Source organism: Isoalcanivorax indicus (assembly GCF_003259185.1).
Lineage (GTDB): Bacteria > Pseudomonadota > Gammaproteobacteria > Pseudomonadales > Alcanivoracaceae > Isoalcanivorax > Isoalcanivorax indicus.
The window spans coordinates 1,009,874-1,022,854 of the sequence record NZ_QGMP01000001.1 but is presented as its reverse complement, the minus strand read 5'-3'; the positions used below and the strand labels follow the sequence as shown (position 1 = coordinate 1,022,854).

The following is a 12,981-nucleotide window of genomic DNA, read 5'->3' as shown; positions in this document are numbered from 1 at the left end:
TTCGAAGGAGCTTAATGACATGTCAGTGATCAACACCGAAATCAAACCGTTCAAGGCACAAGCATTCAAGAACGGCGAATTCATCGAAGTCAGCGACACCGATGTAAAAGGCAAATGGGCTGTGTTCTTCTTCTACCCGGCCGACTTCACCTTCGTCTGCCCGACCGAACTGGGCGACGTGGCTGATTACTACGACGAATTCCAGAAGATGGGCGTGGAAATCTACTCCGTATCCACCGATACCCACTTCACCCACAAGGCATGGCACGACGCTTCCGACACCATCCGCAAGATCAAGTACACCATGATCGGCGACCCGACCATGCAGATCAGCCGCAACTTTGACGTGCTGCGCGAAGATCAGGGCCTGGCCAACCGTGGCACCTTCATCGTCGATCCGCAGGGTGTCATCCAGGCTGTGGAAGTGACCGCCGAAGGTATCGGCCGTGACGCCTCCGACCTGCTGCGCAAGGTCAAGGCAGCCCAGTACGTGGCCGCCCACCCGGGTGAAGTCTGCCCGGCCAAGTGGAAGGAAGGCGAGTCCACCCTGGCACCGTCTCTGGACCTGGTTGGCAAGATCTGAGTCGGTCATCCGGCAAGGCCAGCGCCTGACGGCGCTGGCCGGCACTGAATTCGCCCGGGCTGGCCTTATCCTGCGCAAACCCGCCTCGCTGCCACAAGCGGCCTGGCATGGGCTGCGACGGCTTTCCCGGGCGTTGCTGTATCTGCAATTCCGAAAAACTGAACTGATCTGATGGTGGAGACCCCGTACATGCTGGACGCGAATCTGAAAGCGCAAATGCAAGCCTACATGGACCGCATCGAACAGCCGCTGGAGCTGGTCGCGTCCGTGGATGACGGCAGCAAATCACAGGAACTGCTGGACCTGCTGCGTGAAATAGAAGGCATGTCCGACAAGATCACCCTGAATACGGCGGGCAACGATGCGCGCAAGCCGTCTTTCGCCATCAATCGCCCGGGGGAAGACACGGGCATCGTGTTTGCCGGCATTCCCATGGGGCACGAATTCACGTCGCTGGTGCTGGCCCTGCTGCAAGTCGGCGGCTACCCGCCCAAAGTCAGCGATGACGTCATCGCCCAGATCAAGGGCATTGAAGGCCGCTTCAGCTTCGAGACCTATTTCTCGCTGTCGTGCCAGAACTGCCCGGATGTCGTACAGGCCCTGAACCTGATGGCCGTGCTCAACCCGAACATCCGGCATGTGGCCATCGACGGCGCCCTGTTCCAGGACGAAGTGGAGCAGCGTCAGGTGATGGCCGTACCGACCGTCTTTCTCAATGGCGAGCACTTCGGTCAGGGCCGCATGAGCGTCGAGGAAGTCCTCGGCAAGATCGACACCAGCGCCGCCGCCCGCGACGCCGAGAAGCTGAACGCCAAGGACGCCTTCGACGTGCTGGTGGTCGGCGGTGGTCCGGCCGGCGCAGCGGCGGCCATCTACGCCGCCCGCAAAGGTATCAACACCGGCGTGGCCGCCGAACGTTTCGGTGGCCAGGTGCTGGACACCAACGCTATCGAGAATTTCATCTCGGTGAAGGAAACCGATGGCCCGCATCTGGCCGCGCAGCTGGAACAGCATGTGCAGAGCTACGACGTGGACATCATGAATATGCAGCGCGCGCAGAAGCTGATTCCGGGTACCGATGGCGCCCTCCATGAAGTGGAGTTTGCCTCGGGCGCGAAGCTGAAAGCGAAAACCCTGATTCTGGCCACCGGCGCCCGTTGGCGCGAAGTGAATGTGCCCGGGGAAAAGGAATACCGCGGCAAGGGCGTGGCCTACTGCCCGCACTGCGACGGCCCGCTGTTCAAGGGCAAGAAAGTCGCCGTGATCGGCGGCGGCAACTCCGGCGTGGAAGCCGCCATTGACCTGGCAGGCCTGGTGGAGCACGTCACCCTGCTGGAATTCGATGGCAAGCTGCGTGCCGATGCGGTGTTGCAGAAGAAGCTGAACAGTCTGCCCAACGTGACCGTGCAGGTGAGCGCCCAGACCACCGAAATCACCGGCGACGGCGGCAAGGTCAACGGCCTGGTGTACAAGGACCGGAACAGCGGCGAAGAACATCGCGTTGAGCTGGCCGGAGTGTTTGTCCAGATCGGCCTGGTGCCGAACACCGAATGGCTGACCGGCACCGTGGAGATGAGCCGCTTCGGCGAGATCATCATCGACGACCGTGGTGCCACCTCGATCCCCGGCATCTTTGCTGCCGGTGACGTGACCACCGTGCCCTACAAGCAGATCGTGATTGCTGTGGGTGAAGGGGCCAAGGCCGCCCTCAGCGCCTTCGACCACCTGATTCGCAGCTAACAACACACACGTAGGCTGGGCTGAGCACAGCGAATCGGACTGGCGCACCAGCCCAGCATACTTCCCCTCTGGCTCGCGGCTGGCAACTTCTTTCCGCTGTCGGCTGCCCCATATGCCGGTGCAGGCCAGGGCGTATTGGCAACCTGCCTACAAGAATCACCCGCTGAGGCTGACAGACAGTTTCCTTCCTGCTCGGCATGATCATCGCTGCCAACACATCACGGCGACGATCAAGGATGACAACCCGATGCCGGACAGCCATGACCAGAATTTCAAGAACCTGATACTCGACTACCCTCGCCAGGCGCTTGAACTGTTTGCACCGGAAGAAGCCACCCATCTGGATGATGCGGTGGTTATTACCCCCATCCGCGAGGAACAGCTCAAGGACCGCCTCAGCGACCGCTTTCTGGAACTGGATATTCCCCTCCTGCTGGAATGGCCCGACGGGCGCTGTGAAGCGCTGCTGTTTGTGATCGAGCAACATACCGCCCCGGCAGTTTCTCGGTGCATAAACTGGCCCGCTACAGCCTGTCTCTGGCCGAGCTGTTCGGCACGGATCGGGTGGTGCCCGTGGTGGTGTTTCTCAACCGGCCTCGCCGGGCACCAGAGAGCATCGTGCTGGGCAACGAGTTCTTCGACTATCTGCGCTTTCGGTATATTCGCTGTGTACTGCCGGATATGCCTGCCGAGCACTACCTGGAGAGCCCCAACATCGTGGCCCGGCTGACCTTACCCACCATGCGCTGGCCGCCCGAATTGAAACTGGCCATCTATGCCAGCGCCATCCGAGGGCTGGACGCTCTTGAGCACAACCCGGACAAGCGCGCCAAGTACACCACCTTTGTCGACATCTACACCTGCCTCGACAATAATGAGCGTATGATTTTTGAACAGCACTACCAGCAGGAGGCAACCACCATGACAGGGTTTGCAGAACGGTTCAGGGAACAGGGCCTGGAACGAGGTCTCGAACAGGGCCTCGAACGCGGCTTGCGAGAAGCCAGAGTGGCCACCGCCCGAAAGCTGATTCAGAAGACTCGCCTGGACAATGCCAGCATTGCCGACGTCACCGAGTTACCGGAAGCCGAAGTCCAGGCATTACGCAGCGAAAGCGAAACAGCTTCTCAACACCGTGCCTGACATCAGGGCCTGGCCTTAGGACAGCGCCTGCCGCACCGCCGGCAGTACCGGCGCCAGCCAGGGCACGTAGACTTCTGGCGTCTCCACCAGCGCCCTGGTCAGATCAGGCAAGGACTCGTAGCGCCAGGCGTCTGCTTCCTCGGGTGCCAGTTGCGGATGTTCGTCGGTGTAGCCAACAAACACATGCAGGTATTCGTGCTCGATCAGGCCGTTGGTCACCGGCGCACGATAGGACAACTCGCACAGCGGCGTCAGGACACAGTCCAGACCCAATTCTTCTCGCACCCGACGCACGGCAGCCTGCGCCACCGGCTCACCGGGCAGGGGGTGACTGCAACAGCTGTTACCCCACAGGCCGCCGCAATGATATTTATCCGCCGCCCGCCGCTGCATCAGTAATTCACCCGCGCTGTTGAACAGGTACACAGACAGGGCACGGTGCAGCGCGCCCTGCTGATGGGCGGCCAGCTTCTCCAGTGTTCCCAGCGGACGATCCTGTGCATCCACCAGCACCACCTCCGGGCCGCCGGATTCGCGATCAGCCATGTCTGCTCCGGTACGTCATATCACAGCGCCATCATATCATTTCAGGAAATCTCAGTTTTCCTGTTTTGCCGGTTCTATCCGGAACAACGATGCCCGTACTATCCGGACGTTCACCATCAATACAACGATCCGGGAGATCCTCCACATGAAAAGCACAACCATCATCCTGGGCCTGGCCCTGCTGGGCCTTACTGTATCGGCATGCAGCACGCCGGGGGGCAACACCACTGCGCTGGAATCCCGTGCACAGCAGCAGTCCTATGCGGTGGGCTACCAGCTCTCCGAACAAATGCTGTCGCAGATGACAGGCATTGACACCGACGCTTTTCTGGCAGGCATCCGGGCGCAACAGTCCGGCGAAGGGGCGCTGCTCGATCACGACACCATGGAACAGCTGGTTGCCGAATATCAGCAAGAGCAGGGTGCCGAACGGGAAGCCGCCGCCCGGGCCCAGGCGGAAGAAAATCGTCGCCGCAGCGAGGCCTTTCTGTCAGAGAACGCCAACCGTCCCGGCGTGGTCACGCTCGACAGTGGTGTGCAATACGAGGTGCTGGCTTCGGGAAACGGCAGCCGGCCGCCCGCGCCGGAACACCGCGTGACCGTGCACTACCATGGCACCCTGGCCGACGGTACCGTTTTTGACAGCTCAGTAGAGCGGGGCGAGCCAGCCACCTTCCCGCTCAGCCGCGTCATCCCGGGATTTCGCGAAGCATTGCTGCAGATGTCAGAAGGCGACAAATGGCGCGTAGCCATTCCGCCAGAACTGGCCTATGGCGAGCGCGCGCCCGCCCACATCGGCCCCCATGCCGCACTGATCTTTGAACTGGAATTGCTGGAAGTACATCAGGACAGCTGATCGGCGCCCGCACCCAGATACTGCTCCAGCTGATCGGCGTAATCAGCCAGCTCGTCCAGAATATGCTGGCTGCGGTCATCGCCGACCTCGGTGCGCAGCGCGTCCAGCCGGGCGCGCAGGTCGGCCAGCCCCAGCGCGCCGTGGCTGCCCTGCTGCAGCCGTTCAAGGCAAAACCGCATCCATTCAGTCACCTCACCCGGTGACAGCGTCGCCGGGTAATTGCGGGCACGATAACGCCACAGCATTTCGGCCAGGCGGCCATCCTGGAACGGTAGTCGCAAGCTTGCCAGTTGCTCCGGCGATGTTTCCCGAACCTGATCCATCATGCGGCGATCGCTGTCGTTGAAAAAACCACCGCTGTAGAGTTGCAGATCCGGGTCGTCGGCGCTTTCGGCGAATTCCCGCTGAGCATAGATCTGGTGAAGTTTGGGGGTCAGGTCTCCCGCATCACGCAGTTGCTGCCAGTGTCGACGACAGGTGGCCATATCGATATCCAGGCGTGCCGCCACGGACTCATCCACCAGTTTGACGGTGGCGACCATGGGCGAGCGATTGACCTGGATTTCGCGCAGCGGGATGCGTGGTGTATCGCCCAGTTCACGGGCCGAAGCAAAGACACGCGCACGGATCGCGTCGGCATCGAGGCTGATCAGATCCGCCGGGTCTTCACTCAGGTCGTAACACAGCACGCTGTTGCGATTCGTGGGGTGCAGGGCCAGCGGCATCATAATGGCGGCACAGAAGCGTGCAGCCGGTATGTGCCCGGCCACATACAGTACCGGCAGCTGACTGATCACATTGAGTTGCTTCGAGACTTCATGTTTGAAACGCATGGACAGCGCATACTCGAACAACTTCGGCTGCCGCTCGCGAATCAGGCGCGCCAGCGCAATCGTAGCCGTGACATCCGAGAGCGCATCATGGGCCGCTTCATGGGCCAGCCCATTTTCCGCTGTCAGCCGCTCCAGCTTGAACGAGGGCGTGCCGTCCTCCCGTTGCGGCCACCGGATACCGTCCGGGCGCACCGCATGACACAGGCGCACGACGTCGATCAGATCCCAGCGGGAATTGCCGTTTTGCCATTCGCGGGCATAGGGATCGAAGAAATTGCGGTACAGGGTGTGGCGGGTCACTTCGTCATCGAAACGAATGCTGTTGTAGCCCACAGCACAGGTGCCGGGTTTAGCCAGTTCAGCATGAATCCGGGCGATGAACTCGGCTTCCGGCACGCCCTCTTCCAGCGCCTGTTGCGGCGTAATCCCGGTAATCAGGCATGCCTCGGGATGCGGCAGGTAATCCGGCGAGGGGCGGCTGTACAGCATCAGCGGTTCGCCAATGATGTTCAGGTCGGCGTCCGTGCGCACACCGGCAAACTGCGACGGCCGATCCACGGCGGGATTGGCGCCCCAGGTTTCGTAATCGTGCCAGTAGAAAGTCTGTTCGGTCATCAATCCAGTTCCAGGCCAATCCGTGTCAGCACGGCACGATCAGGAAAACCGTCAGCCACCATGCCCTGCGCTTGCTGATAACGACTGATCGCTGTGCGCGTGCCAGGACCAAGAATGCCATCCACTTCTCCGGCATCATGGCCCTTGTCGTTGAGGAGCGTCTGCAATTGCTTGACCTGGTCACGATGCAGGCGCGGCGCCTCTACGGGCGCTCTATAGAGGGCACCACCGCCAGCAATGCGATCAGCAAGATGGCCCACCGACAGCGCATAAAATTCCGAACGGTTCCAGCGCATGATCACACGGAAATTGTCATACACCAGAAAAGCGGGGCCACGGTGACCCGAGGGCAGCAGCAACGAGGCCTGCATGTCGGCGTTCGGCAAGGCGCTGCCATCGGCCATGCGCACACCGAGTTGCCGCCACTCGGTCAGTGTCTTGCGCTGATTGAGCCCGGCATGTTCGAACGGAAACGACGACGGCAACCGCACCTCGCGGCCCCAGCGCTCGCCGGTCTGCCAGCCAATCGCGCTGAGAAAATTCGCTGCGGAAGCCATGGCATCGGGAATACTGCCCCACAGGTCGCGGCGACCATCGCCGTCATAGTCCACCGCATGCTGCAGGAATACCGACGGCATGAACTGCACATGCCCCATGGCGCCTGCCCAGGAGCCCTGCATGCGCTCTGCGGTGATCGCGCCTTCATCGATAATGCGTAACGCGTTGACGAACTCGGTGGAAAAATAGGCACCGCGCCGCCCCTCACAGGCCAGGGTCGCCAGCGAATCAAGAATGGACATGCGGCCAAAGAAACTGCCGTAGTTGGTTTCCATGCCCCAGAACGCCACCAGGTATTGCGCGGGCACACCGTACTCACGAGCAACGCGTTCCAGCAGCGTGCGATGCTCGCGGTACATCTCTCGCCCGCGCTGAATGCGCTGCTCGCTCATGCGGGTATTGAAATAGCCGGCAAAACTGGCGGTAAACTCGGGCTGCGCGCGATCCAGCTCGATCACGCGCTCGTTCAGGCTGATCGTGTCCAGGCTGCGTGCCACCACCGGCGCGGAAACGCCCGCCTGCCGTGCCTGATGGCCCAGATCACTGACACAGGCAGCAAAGGTCTCCGCATCGGGAATGGCCCAGGCTGGCGAGGACGCAAACAGGAACGCCAGCACGGCGGCCACAACGGGAAAACGAAACAGGGATACTGCGGACATGACAACTCCATCGCGATTGCGAGATACAGTATCGGTCAAACCTGCGCGGCACAAATGTAAAAACTGTAACCGGGTGGACCCGGTGATATGCGCTCCGTATGATGACCGCTGGATGCGGAGGAAGGATGCCCTGGATCAAGATCCTGCACATCGCCACCCTGTCACTCTGGTGCGGCGCGCTGCTGTACCTGCCTGCGCTCATTCACAGTTGCGGGCGGGTTTGCCAGACCGGTGACGCCACCTCCCCGGTGCTGCCCCGCGCCCTGCCGCGCAGCGTTTATACCCTGTTTGCCACGCCCGTGGCCCTGCTGGCCATCATCTCCGGCTCGCTGCTGTTTACCGGTGTGGTCGATCCGCAAGCCGACTCTCCTGCGCTGCCGCTGTGGTTGCTGGCCAAGTTGCTACTGGTGGCGGGCATGGTCGTCTGCCATGCGCTCAACGGTTGGCTGATCCAGCGCCATGAAGCAGGTGACCTTCGCGCCATGGCCCTGCTCTGCCATGCCCTCATGGCCGTCAGCGCACTGCTCATTGTCGGCGTTCTGTGGCTGGTCCTGGCGACGCCGCTATGACGACCTCAGGAATCCACCTCAACCCCCACGGCTTTCTCGTACACCAGGCGCCCGCCCAGGAAGGCCGCCATGGCAATCAGACCTGCGGTGAGCCAGCCCAGAAGCATGCCCCAGGGCAAGATCACCACCTCGCCCCAGGCCAGACGCAACAGCCAGTTCAGGGAGGCCACCGACAACATCATCACAGCCAGGATGGCGTGCTGCCAGCCGGTAATCAGGCGACGAATGGCGCCCACGGTCAGCAGATCCACCAGACCCGCGATGCTGGCCAGCCAGCCCCCCACGGCGCCGACGCCCGCCAGCCACAGCCCCATTCGCGCCCAGAACAGGTCGCCGGTCAGAAACCAGCCGATGTCGGCGCCGAGCACGCCGATCAGGGCGGCGACGGGAAAATGCACCATCATCGGATGCAGCGGGTGCCCGGCGATGGCCGCCCGGCTGGGAATGGTTTTCGGGGTATCGTCGGCAGGCGAGGCAGGCATGGCGTCAGGGACATCCGGCAGCAACGGAAGGCATCAGCCTGCACCATGACACCGTCGGCATCAAGGCAGGCCCGCCTGCCGTGCTTGCTGGTGTTGGCAGGCAGCTTGACGGCCTGCGGCGGCGATCAGTCCGCCCTGGCACCGGCGGGCAGCGCCGCCCGCGATGTCGCGCTGCTGTGGTGGTGGATGCTGGGCGTGTCCGCTGTGGTGCTGCTGGCGGTATGCGGCCTGTGGCTGTGGGCGCAGTTCCGCACGCCGCCACCAACGGATCAGGATACCGAGCAGCGCATTGCCCGTCGCTGGCTGATCGGCGGCGGCCTGGCGTTGCCCCTTGTCGCCATCACCGTGCTACTGGCCTTCGGCATTCCCATCGGCCATCGCATGCTGCCCCTGCCGCTGACCGAAGCGCCAATGAAGATCGAGGTCACTGGCCACCAATGGTGGTGGGAAGTGCATTACCCGGACACCGGCATCACGCTGGAAGACCATATCATCATGCCCGCCGGGCGGCCGGTGGACTTTCATCTGGAAAGCGCTGACGTCATCCATTCGTTCTGGGTGCCACGCCTTGGCGGCAAGATCGACATGATTCCCGGGCGCACCAATGTGTTGCGCCTGCAGGCCGATGCCCCCGGGCGCTTTCGTGGCCAGTGCGCCGAGTTCTGCGGCCTGCGCCACGCCCATATGGTACTGACCGTGGAGGCGCTGGCAGAAGACGACTGGCAGGCCTGGCTGGCCGATCAGCAGGAGGCCGGGGAATGACGACAACCGCACAAACCCGCGAAAAGGTGTGGCACAACCCGCGTGGCTGGCGTGCGCTCACCGTGGTCAGCCATACCAACATCGGCAAGCGTTTCATGTTCACCGGGCTGTTCTTTTTCCTGGTGGGTGGCCTGATGGCCATGCTCATGCGCGCGCAGCTTGCCTTCCCCGACCAGGATTTCATGTCGGCAGACATTTATAACCAGCTGTTCACCATGCACGGCACCATCATGATGTTCCTGTTCGCCCTGCCGATGCTGGAGGGGCTGGGCATGTATCTGGTGCCGAAGCTGATCGGCGCGCGCGATCTGGCGTTTCCGCGCCTGGGCGCGTTCGGCTATTTCTGCTACCTGTTCGGTGGCCTGATATTGCTGTCCAGTGTGGTGCTGGCCATGGCACCGGCCAGCGGCTGGTTCATGTACACGCCGCTGAGCAGCGATGTCTATTCCCCGGGGCTGAATTCAGACTTCTGGTTGCTGGGCGTGACCTTTGTCGAGATCGCGGCGGTCACCGCCGGCATCGAACTGATGGTCTCGATTCTGAAAACCCGCACCGCAGGCATGTCGCTGTCGCGCATGCCCTTGATGGCCTGGTATCTGCTGGTCACCTCGGTGATGGTGGTGTTCGGCTTTCCGCCACTGATTCTCGGCAGCATCCTTCTGGAACTCGAGCGCGCTGGCGGGCTGGCGTTTTTCGATGTGGCCCGCGGTGGCGACCCGCTGCTCTGGCAGCACCTGTTCTGGCTGTTCGGGCATCCGGAGGTGTATATCATCTTCCTGCCCGCTGCAGGGCTCATTTCCACACTGATACCCGTGTTTGCGCGACGCCCCATCATCGGCTATCGGGCTTTGGTGCTGGCGGTCATCACCACCGGCTTCATCAGTTTCGGTCTGTGGGTGCACCACATGTTCACCGTTGGCATTCCGAAGCTGGCGCAGGCATTCTTTTCCGTCGCCAGCATGCTGGTGGCGGTGCCCACGGCCGTGCAGATCTTTGCCTGGCTGGCCACCCTGTGGGCCGGTCAGCCCCGGTTCAGTCTGCCGATGCTATGGGTGTTCGGTTTTCTGGTGATCTTCGTTTTCGGCGGCCTCACCGGCGTCATGCTGGCTCTGGTACCCTTCAACTGGCAGGTGCATGACACCCATTTCGTGGTGGCCCACATGCACTATGTGCTGATCGGCGGCATGCTGTTTCCGTTGATCGCCGGCATCTATTACTACCTGCCGCTGTTCACCGGCCGCATGCCTTCCATGCAGCTCGGGCGCTGGGGGTTCTGGCTCACCTTTATCGGTTTCAATGTCACCTTCCTGGTGATGCATTTCACCGGCCTGATGGGGATGCCGCGTCGCGTCTATACCTATGAAGCAGGCCTGGGCTGGGATCTGCCCAACCTGATCTCGTCCATCGGCGGCTTCATCATGACTGCCGGGGTCGCCATGGTCCTGCTGGACCTGGTGCTGCACGGCCGCTTCGGGCGCAAGGCGCCTGCCAACCCCTGGCGGGGCGACACGCTGGAGTGGTCCCTGCCGTTGCCGCCACCAAACTGGAATTTCGATACCCTGCCCACCGTCACCAGCCGCCACCCGCTGCCGGTATTCTCGTCAGCGGAACCCGCCCCGGTCGATAACGGCAAGATATGGCTGCCGGACATGACCCATGGACGTCGCGAAACACTGGGTTGCGATCCGGTATCCGGCAAGCCCCTCTACACCGTACATTTGCCGAGCAATTCCTGGTGGCCCTTTGTCTGTGCCCTGAGCCTGGCCGCGCTATGTGTCTTGCTGCTGGTGCGCGCCTATCCGCTGGCGGCCATCAGCGCGGTGGTCAGCGTGACCTTGCTCAGCGCCTGGTCCTGGTACAACGGCCCGAGCAAAGCACATGCCCTGGGCAACACCGATCCCGATCAGCCACCGCTGCATTTTCGCGGGCTCGACAGCCCCGGCCTGTGGGGGGTGAACAGCAGCCTGCTGGCCAGCGGCTCGCTGTTCATGTCGATGTTGTTTGGCTGGTTTTATCTGTGGACGGTGGCCCCCCTGTGGCAATTTCCGGCGCAGACGCCGCTGCACTGGCCCCTGCTGCTGGGCGTCGCCCTGCTGTGTTCCGCGGCCTCATGGCGCTACCGGCACCTGATGACGCCGCCCGCCCACGGGCTGACACGACAGCTTCTGTTGATCGCCGGTGCGGGCGTGCTGGCGTTGGCCCTGCTGATCAGCCAGTTGCTGCTGGCCCCACTTGCGGTGCGCGAGCAGGCCCACGATGCCGTATTGCTGGTCATGCTACTGTACTTGCTGATGCATGTGGGCGTTGCGCTGTTGGCCACCCTGTTACAGGCCCGCCGGGCAGCCCTGGGCCTGGTCAGTGCAGCCGTCCCCTATGAACTGCCGATCGTGCGCCAGTTGTGGCGCTACGCGCAGCTGGTCGCCTGGGCGCTGCTGCTGGTACTGATTGCCTTTCCTCTGAGCTGGGGTGTCTATTGATGCTGCGCATACCGCCCCACCATCCGATACAACTGCCGCTGGGTCTGGTCATCTGGGCGATCTGGTTTGTCGCTGTCTACGGCGGGTTGTCCGTGAGCTGCGCACTCGGCGCGCCGTCTCCCGAAGCCGGGCCGCTGACGCCGATCAATGGCGTGCTAGGGCTGCTGACCCTGGTGGTGACCCTGTTCCTGCTGGCCATGGCCCGCTATTGCTGGCGCGGGGCCAGTGCGCCCGAGGCCGGGGAGCATGCCTTCATTGCCCGGCTGGCCGGGGCCGGACACATCATTGCCGCCATCAGCACCCTGGCCACCGGCCTGCCGATTCTGGTGTTGCCGCCCTGTGTCTAGGCTACCCCGCGGTGCGCTGTTGCTCGGTGCCGCCGGCGGGCTTCTGCCGCACGCGGCGCTCGCCCACAGCCCGCTGGATATCCTGGGCGGCACAGAGGGTATCCCGGCGCTGCTCAGCGCCGTGGCACTGGCGATCCTCTGGGGGGCATATATCATCGGCGCGCGACGCCTGCCGCCCAAACGTGGCGAAGCCTGGTATCTGCATGCTGGCATGCTGATCGCAGCACTGGCCCTGTTTGGCCCGTTTGATGACTGGGCCAAGACCAGTTCTGCCATGCACATGACCCAGCACATGCTGCTGATGGTGGTCATCCCGCCTCTGTGGGTACTGGGGCGGCCGCTACCGCAGTGGCGCGCCGCCAGCGGTGATCTGGCGCGCCCCCTGTGGCAACCCCTGTTGCGGCTGGCGCGTTATCCCCTGCTGACGGCGCTGATTCACGGCACCATGATCTGGGTGTGGCATGCGCCCGGGCCCTACATGATTGCCGTGGAGCATGTCTGGTGGCACCTGCTGGAGCATTTATGTTTCCTGCTCAGCGGCTGGCTGTTCTGGTGGTCGGTACTGCGAGGCAGCGCCATCAATACCGGCAAGGCGATGGTGGCGCTGCTGCTGACACTGATGCATACCGGTTTGCTGGGAGCGCTGCTGACGTTTGCCAAGGCCCCGATCTATGACGAGGCACGCAGTCTGGCAGATCAGCAACTGGCGGGGCTGATCATGTGGGTGCCGGGTGGCCTTGCCTATATTCTGGCGATCAGCTGGCTCGGGTATGCCTGGTTGCGACGGCATACCTGACGTGCCGGGCTGAGC

At 62.6% G+C, this 12,981-nt stretch carries 14 protein-coding genes; 10 read left to right on the top strand and 4 right to left on the bottom strand.

The features are described 5' to 3' along the window. The first annotated feature begins 25 nt into the window (after nucleotides 1–25). From ahpC to DKW65_RS04760, 4 genes are all read left to right on the top strand, one after another. Nucleotides 26–583 (top strand): alkyl hydroperoxide reductase subunit C, encoded by a 558-nt coding sequence (gene ahpC / locus DKW65_RS04770; protein ID WP_425451940.1) that lies wholly within the window; start codon nucleotides 26–28, stop codon nucleotides 581–583. Then, entirely contained in the window at nucleotides 570–755 is a 186-nt protein-coding gene (locus DKW65_RS15810) for a hypothetical protein (RefSeq protein WP_162925700.1), read from the top strand. Before ahpC ends, DKW65_RS15810 begins: the two co-directional genes overlap by 14 nt. 17 nt (nucleotides 756–772) lie before the next feature. Then, entirely contained in the window at nucleotides 773–2,323 is a 1,551-nt protein-coding gene (gene ahpF, locus DKW65_RS04765) for an alkyl hydroperoxide reductase subunit F (protein ID WP_111657520.1), read from the top strand. Nucleotides 2,324–2,830: 507 nt separating this feature from the next. Beyond that, nucleotides 2,831–3,466 (top strand): RpnC/YadD family protein, encoded by a 636-nt coding sequence (locus DKW65_RS04760; protein WP_211315746.1) that lies wholly within the window; start codon nucleotides 2,831–2,833, stop codon nucleotides 3,464–3,466. 15 nt (nucleotides 3,467–3,481) lie between these two features. Here DKW65_RS04760 and idi read toward each other — a convergent pair whose 3' ends face one another. After that, a complete protein-coding gene (gene idi / locus DKW65_RS04755; RefSeq protein WP_111656185.1) occupies nucleotides 3,482–4,012 on the bottom strand; it encodes an isopentenyl-diphosphate Delta-isomerase in 531 nt (176 codons plus the stop codon). Between the two features lie 145 nt (nucleotides 4,013–4,157). Here idi and bamJ point away from each other — a divergent pair, with 145 nt between their 5' ends. Further along, entirely contained in the window at nucleotides 4,158–4,868 is a 711-nt protein-coding gene (bamJ, locus tag DKW65_RS04750) for a BamJ family beta-barrel-assembly machinery protein (protein WP_111656184.1), read from the top strand. On the opposite strand, the gene sbcB is transcribed toward bamJ, so the two are convergent. Together sbcB and DKW65_RS04740 are read right to left on the bottom strand one after the other, a co-directional pair. Beyond that, nucleotides 4,856–6,316 (bottom strand): exodeoxyribonuclease I, encoded by a 1,461-nt coding sequence (gene sbcB / locus DKW65_RS04745; RefSeq protein ID WP_111656183.1) that lies wholly within the window; start codon nucleotides 6,314–6,316, stop codon nucleotides 4,856–4,858. The genes bamJ and sbcB overlap by 13 nt on opposite strands. Further along, a complete protein-coding gene (locus DKW65_RS04740) occupies nucleotides 6,316–7,533 on the bottom strand; it encodes a lytic murein transglycosylase (RefSeq protein ID WP_111656182.1) in 1,218 nt (405 codons plus the stop codon). Before DKW65_RS04740 ends, sbcB begins: the two co-directional genes overlap by 1 nt. A 125-nt stretch (nucleotides 7,534–7,658) precedes the next feature. Between DKW65_RS04740 and DKW65_RS04735 the strand changes: the two genes are divergently transcribed. Continuing rightward, nucleotides 7,659–8,102: a CopD family protein gene (locus DKW65_RS04735; RefSeq protein ID WP_111656181.1), complete on the top strand. Its 444-nt coding sequence runs from the start codon at nucleotides 7,659–7,661 to the stop codon at nucleotides 8,100–8,102. Between the two features lie 5 nt (nucleotides 8,103–8,107). On the opposite strand, the gene DKW65_RS04730 is transcribed toward DKW65_RS04735, so the two are convergent. Next, nucleotides 8,108–8,584, bottom strand: a complete 477-nt coding sequence (locus DKW65_RS04730; protein WP_111657519.1) for a DUF2231 domain-containing protein — start codon at nucleotides 8,582–8,584, stop codon at nucleotides 8,108–8,110. 45 nt (nucleotides 8,585–8,629) lie between these two features. Between DKW65_RS04730 and coxB the strand changes: the two genes are divergently transcribed. Genes coxB through DKW65_RS04710 form a run of 4 tightly spaced genes read left to right on the top strand, consistent with a single transcriptional unit; the run spans nucleotide 8,630 to nucleotide 12,966 of the window. Further along, nucleotides 8,630–9,346, top strand: a complete 717-nt coding sequence (gene coxB, locus DKW65_RS04725; protein WP_211315745.1) for a cytochrome c oxidase subunit II — start codon at nucleotides 8,630–8,632, stop codon at nucleotides 9,344–9,346. Further along, nucleotides 9,343–11,823: a cytochrome c oxidase subunit I gene (gene ctaD / locus DKW65_RS04720; protein ID WP_111656180.1), complete on the top strand. Its 2,481-nt coding sequence runs from the start codon at nucleotides 9,343–9,345 to the stop codon at nucleotides 11,821–11,823. The genes coxB and ctaD overlap by 4 nt, the downstream gene beginning before the upstream one ends. Continuing rightward, entirely contained in the window at nucleotides 11,823–12,170 is a 348-nt protein-coding gene (locus DKW65_RS04715) for a hypothetical protein (RefSeq protein WP_111656179.1), read from the top strand. Before ctaD ends, DKW65_RS04715 begins: the two co-directional genes overlap by 1 nt. Continuing rightward, nucleotides 12,163–12,966, top strand: coding sequence for a cytochrome c oxidase assembly protein (locus DKW65_RS04710; RefSeq protein ID WP_245932394.1), 804 nt, complete (start codon nucleotides 12,163–12,165; stop codon nucleotides 12,964–12,966). Before DKW65_RS04715 ends, DKW65_RS04710 begins: the two co-directional genes overlap by 8 nt. Nucleotides 12,967–12,981 lie beyond the last annotated feature (15 nt).

Coding starts and splice junctions, on each gene's coding strand:
- sbcB (WP_111656183.1), bottom strand. CDS start 6,316: ATGACCGAACAGACTTTCTACTGGCACGATTACGAAACCTGGGGCGCC.
- idi (WP_111656185.1), bottom strand. CDS start 4,012: ATGGCTGATCGCGAATCCGGCGGCCCGGAGGTGGTGCTGGTGGATGCA.
- DKW65_RS04735 (WP_111656181.1), top strand. CDS start 7,659: ATGCCCTGGATCAAGATCCTGCACATCGCCACCCTGTCACTCTGGTGC.
- DKW65_RS04740 (WP_111656182.1), bottom strand. CDS start 7,533: ATGTCCGCAGTATCCCTGTTTCGTTTTCCCGTTGTGGCCGCCGTGCTG.
- bamJ (WP_111656184.1), top strand. CDS start 4,158: ATGAAAAGCACAACCATCATCCTGGGCCTGGCCCTGCTGGGCCTTACT.
- ctaD (WP_111656180.1), top strand. CDS start 9,343: ATGACGACAACCGCACAAACCCGCGAAAAGGTGTGGCACAACCCGCGT.
- ahpF (WP_111657520.1), top strand. CDS start 773: ATGCTGGACGCGAATCTGAAAGCGCAAATGCAAGCCTACATGGACCGC.
- DKW65_RS04730 (WP_111657519.1), bottom strand. CDS start 8,584: ATGCCTGCCTCGCCTGCCGACGATACCCCGAAAACCATTCCCAGCCGG.
- coxB (WP_211315745.1), top strand. CDS start 8,630: ATGACACCGTCGGCATCAAGGCAGGCCCGCCTGCCGTGCTTGCTGGTG.
- DKW65_RS04715 (WP_111656179.1), top strand. CDS start 11,823: ATGCTGCGCATACCGCCCCACCATCCGATACAACTGCCGCTGGGTCTG.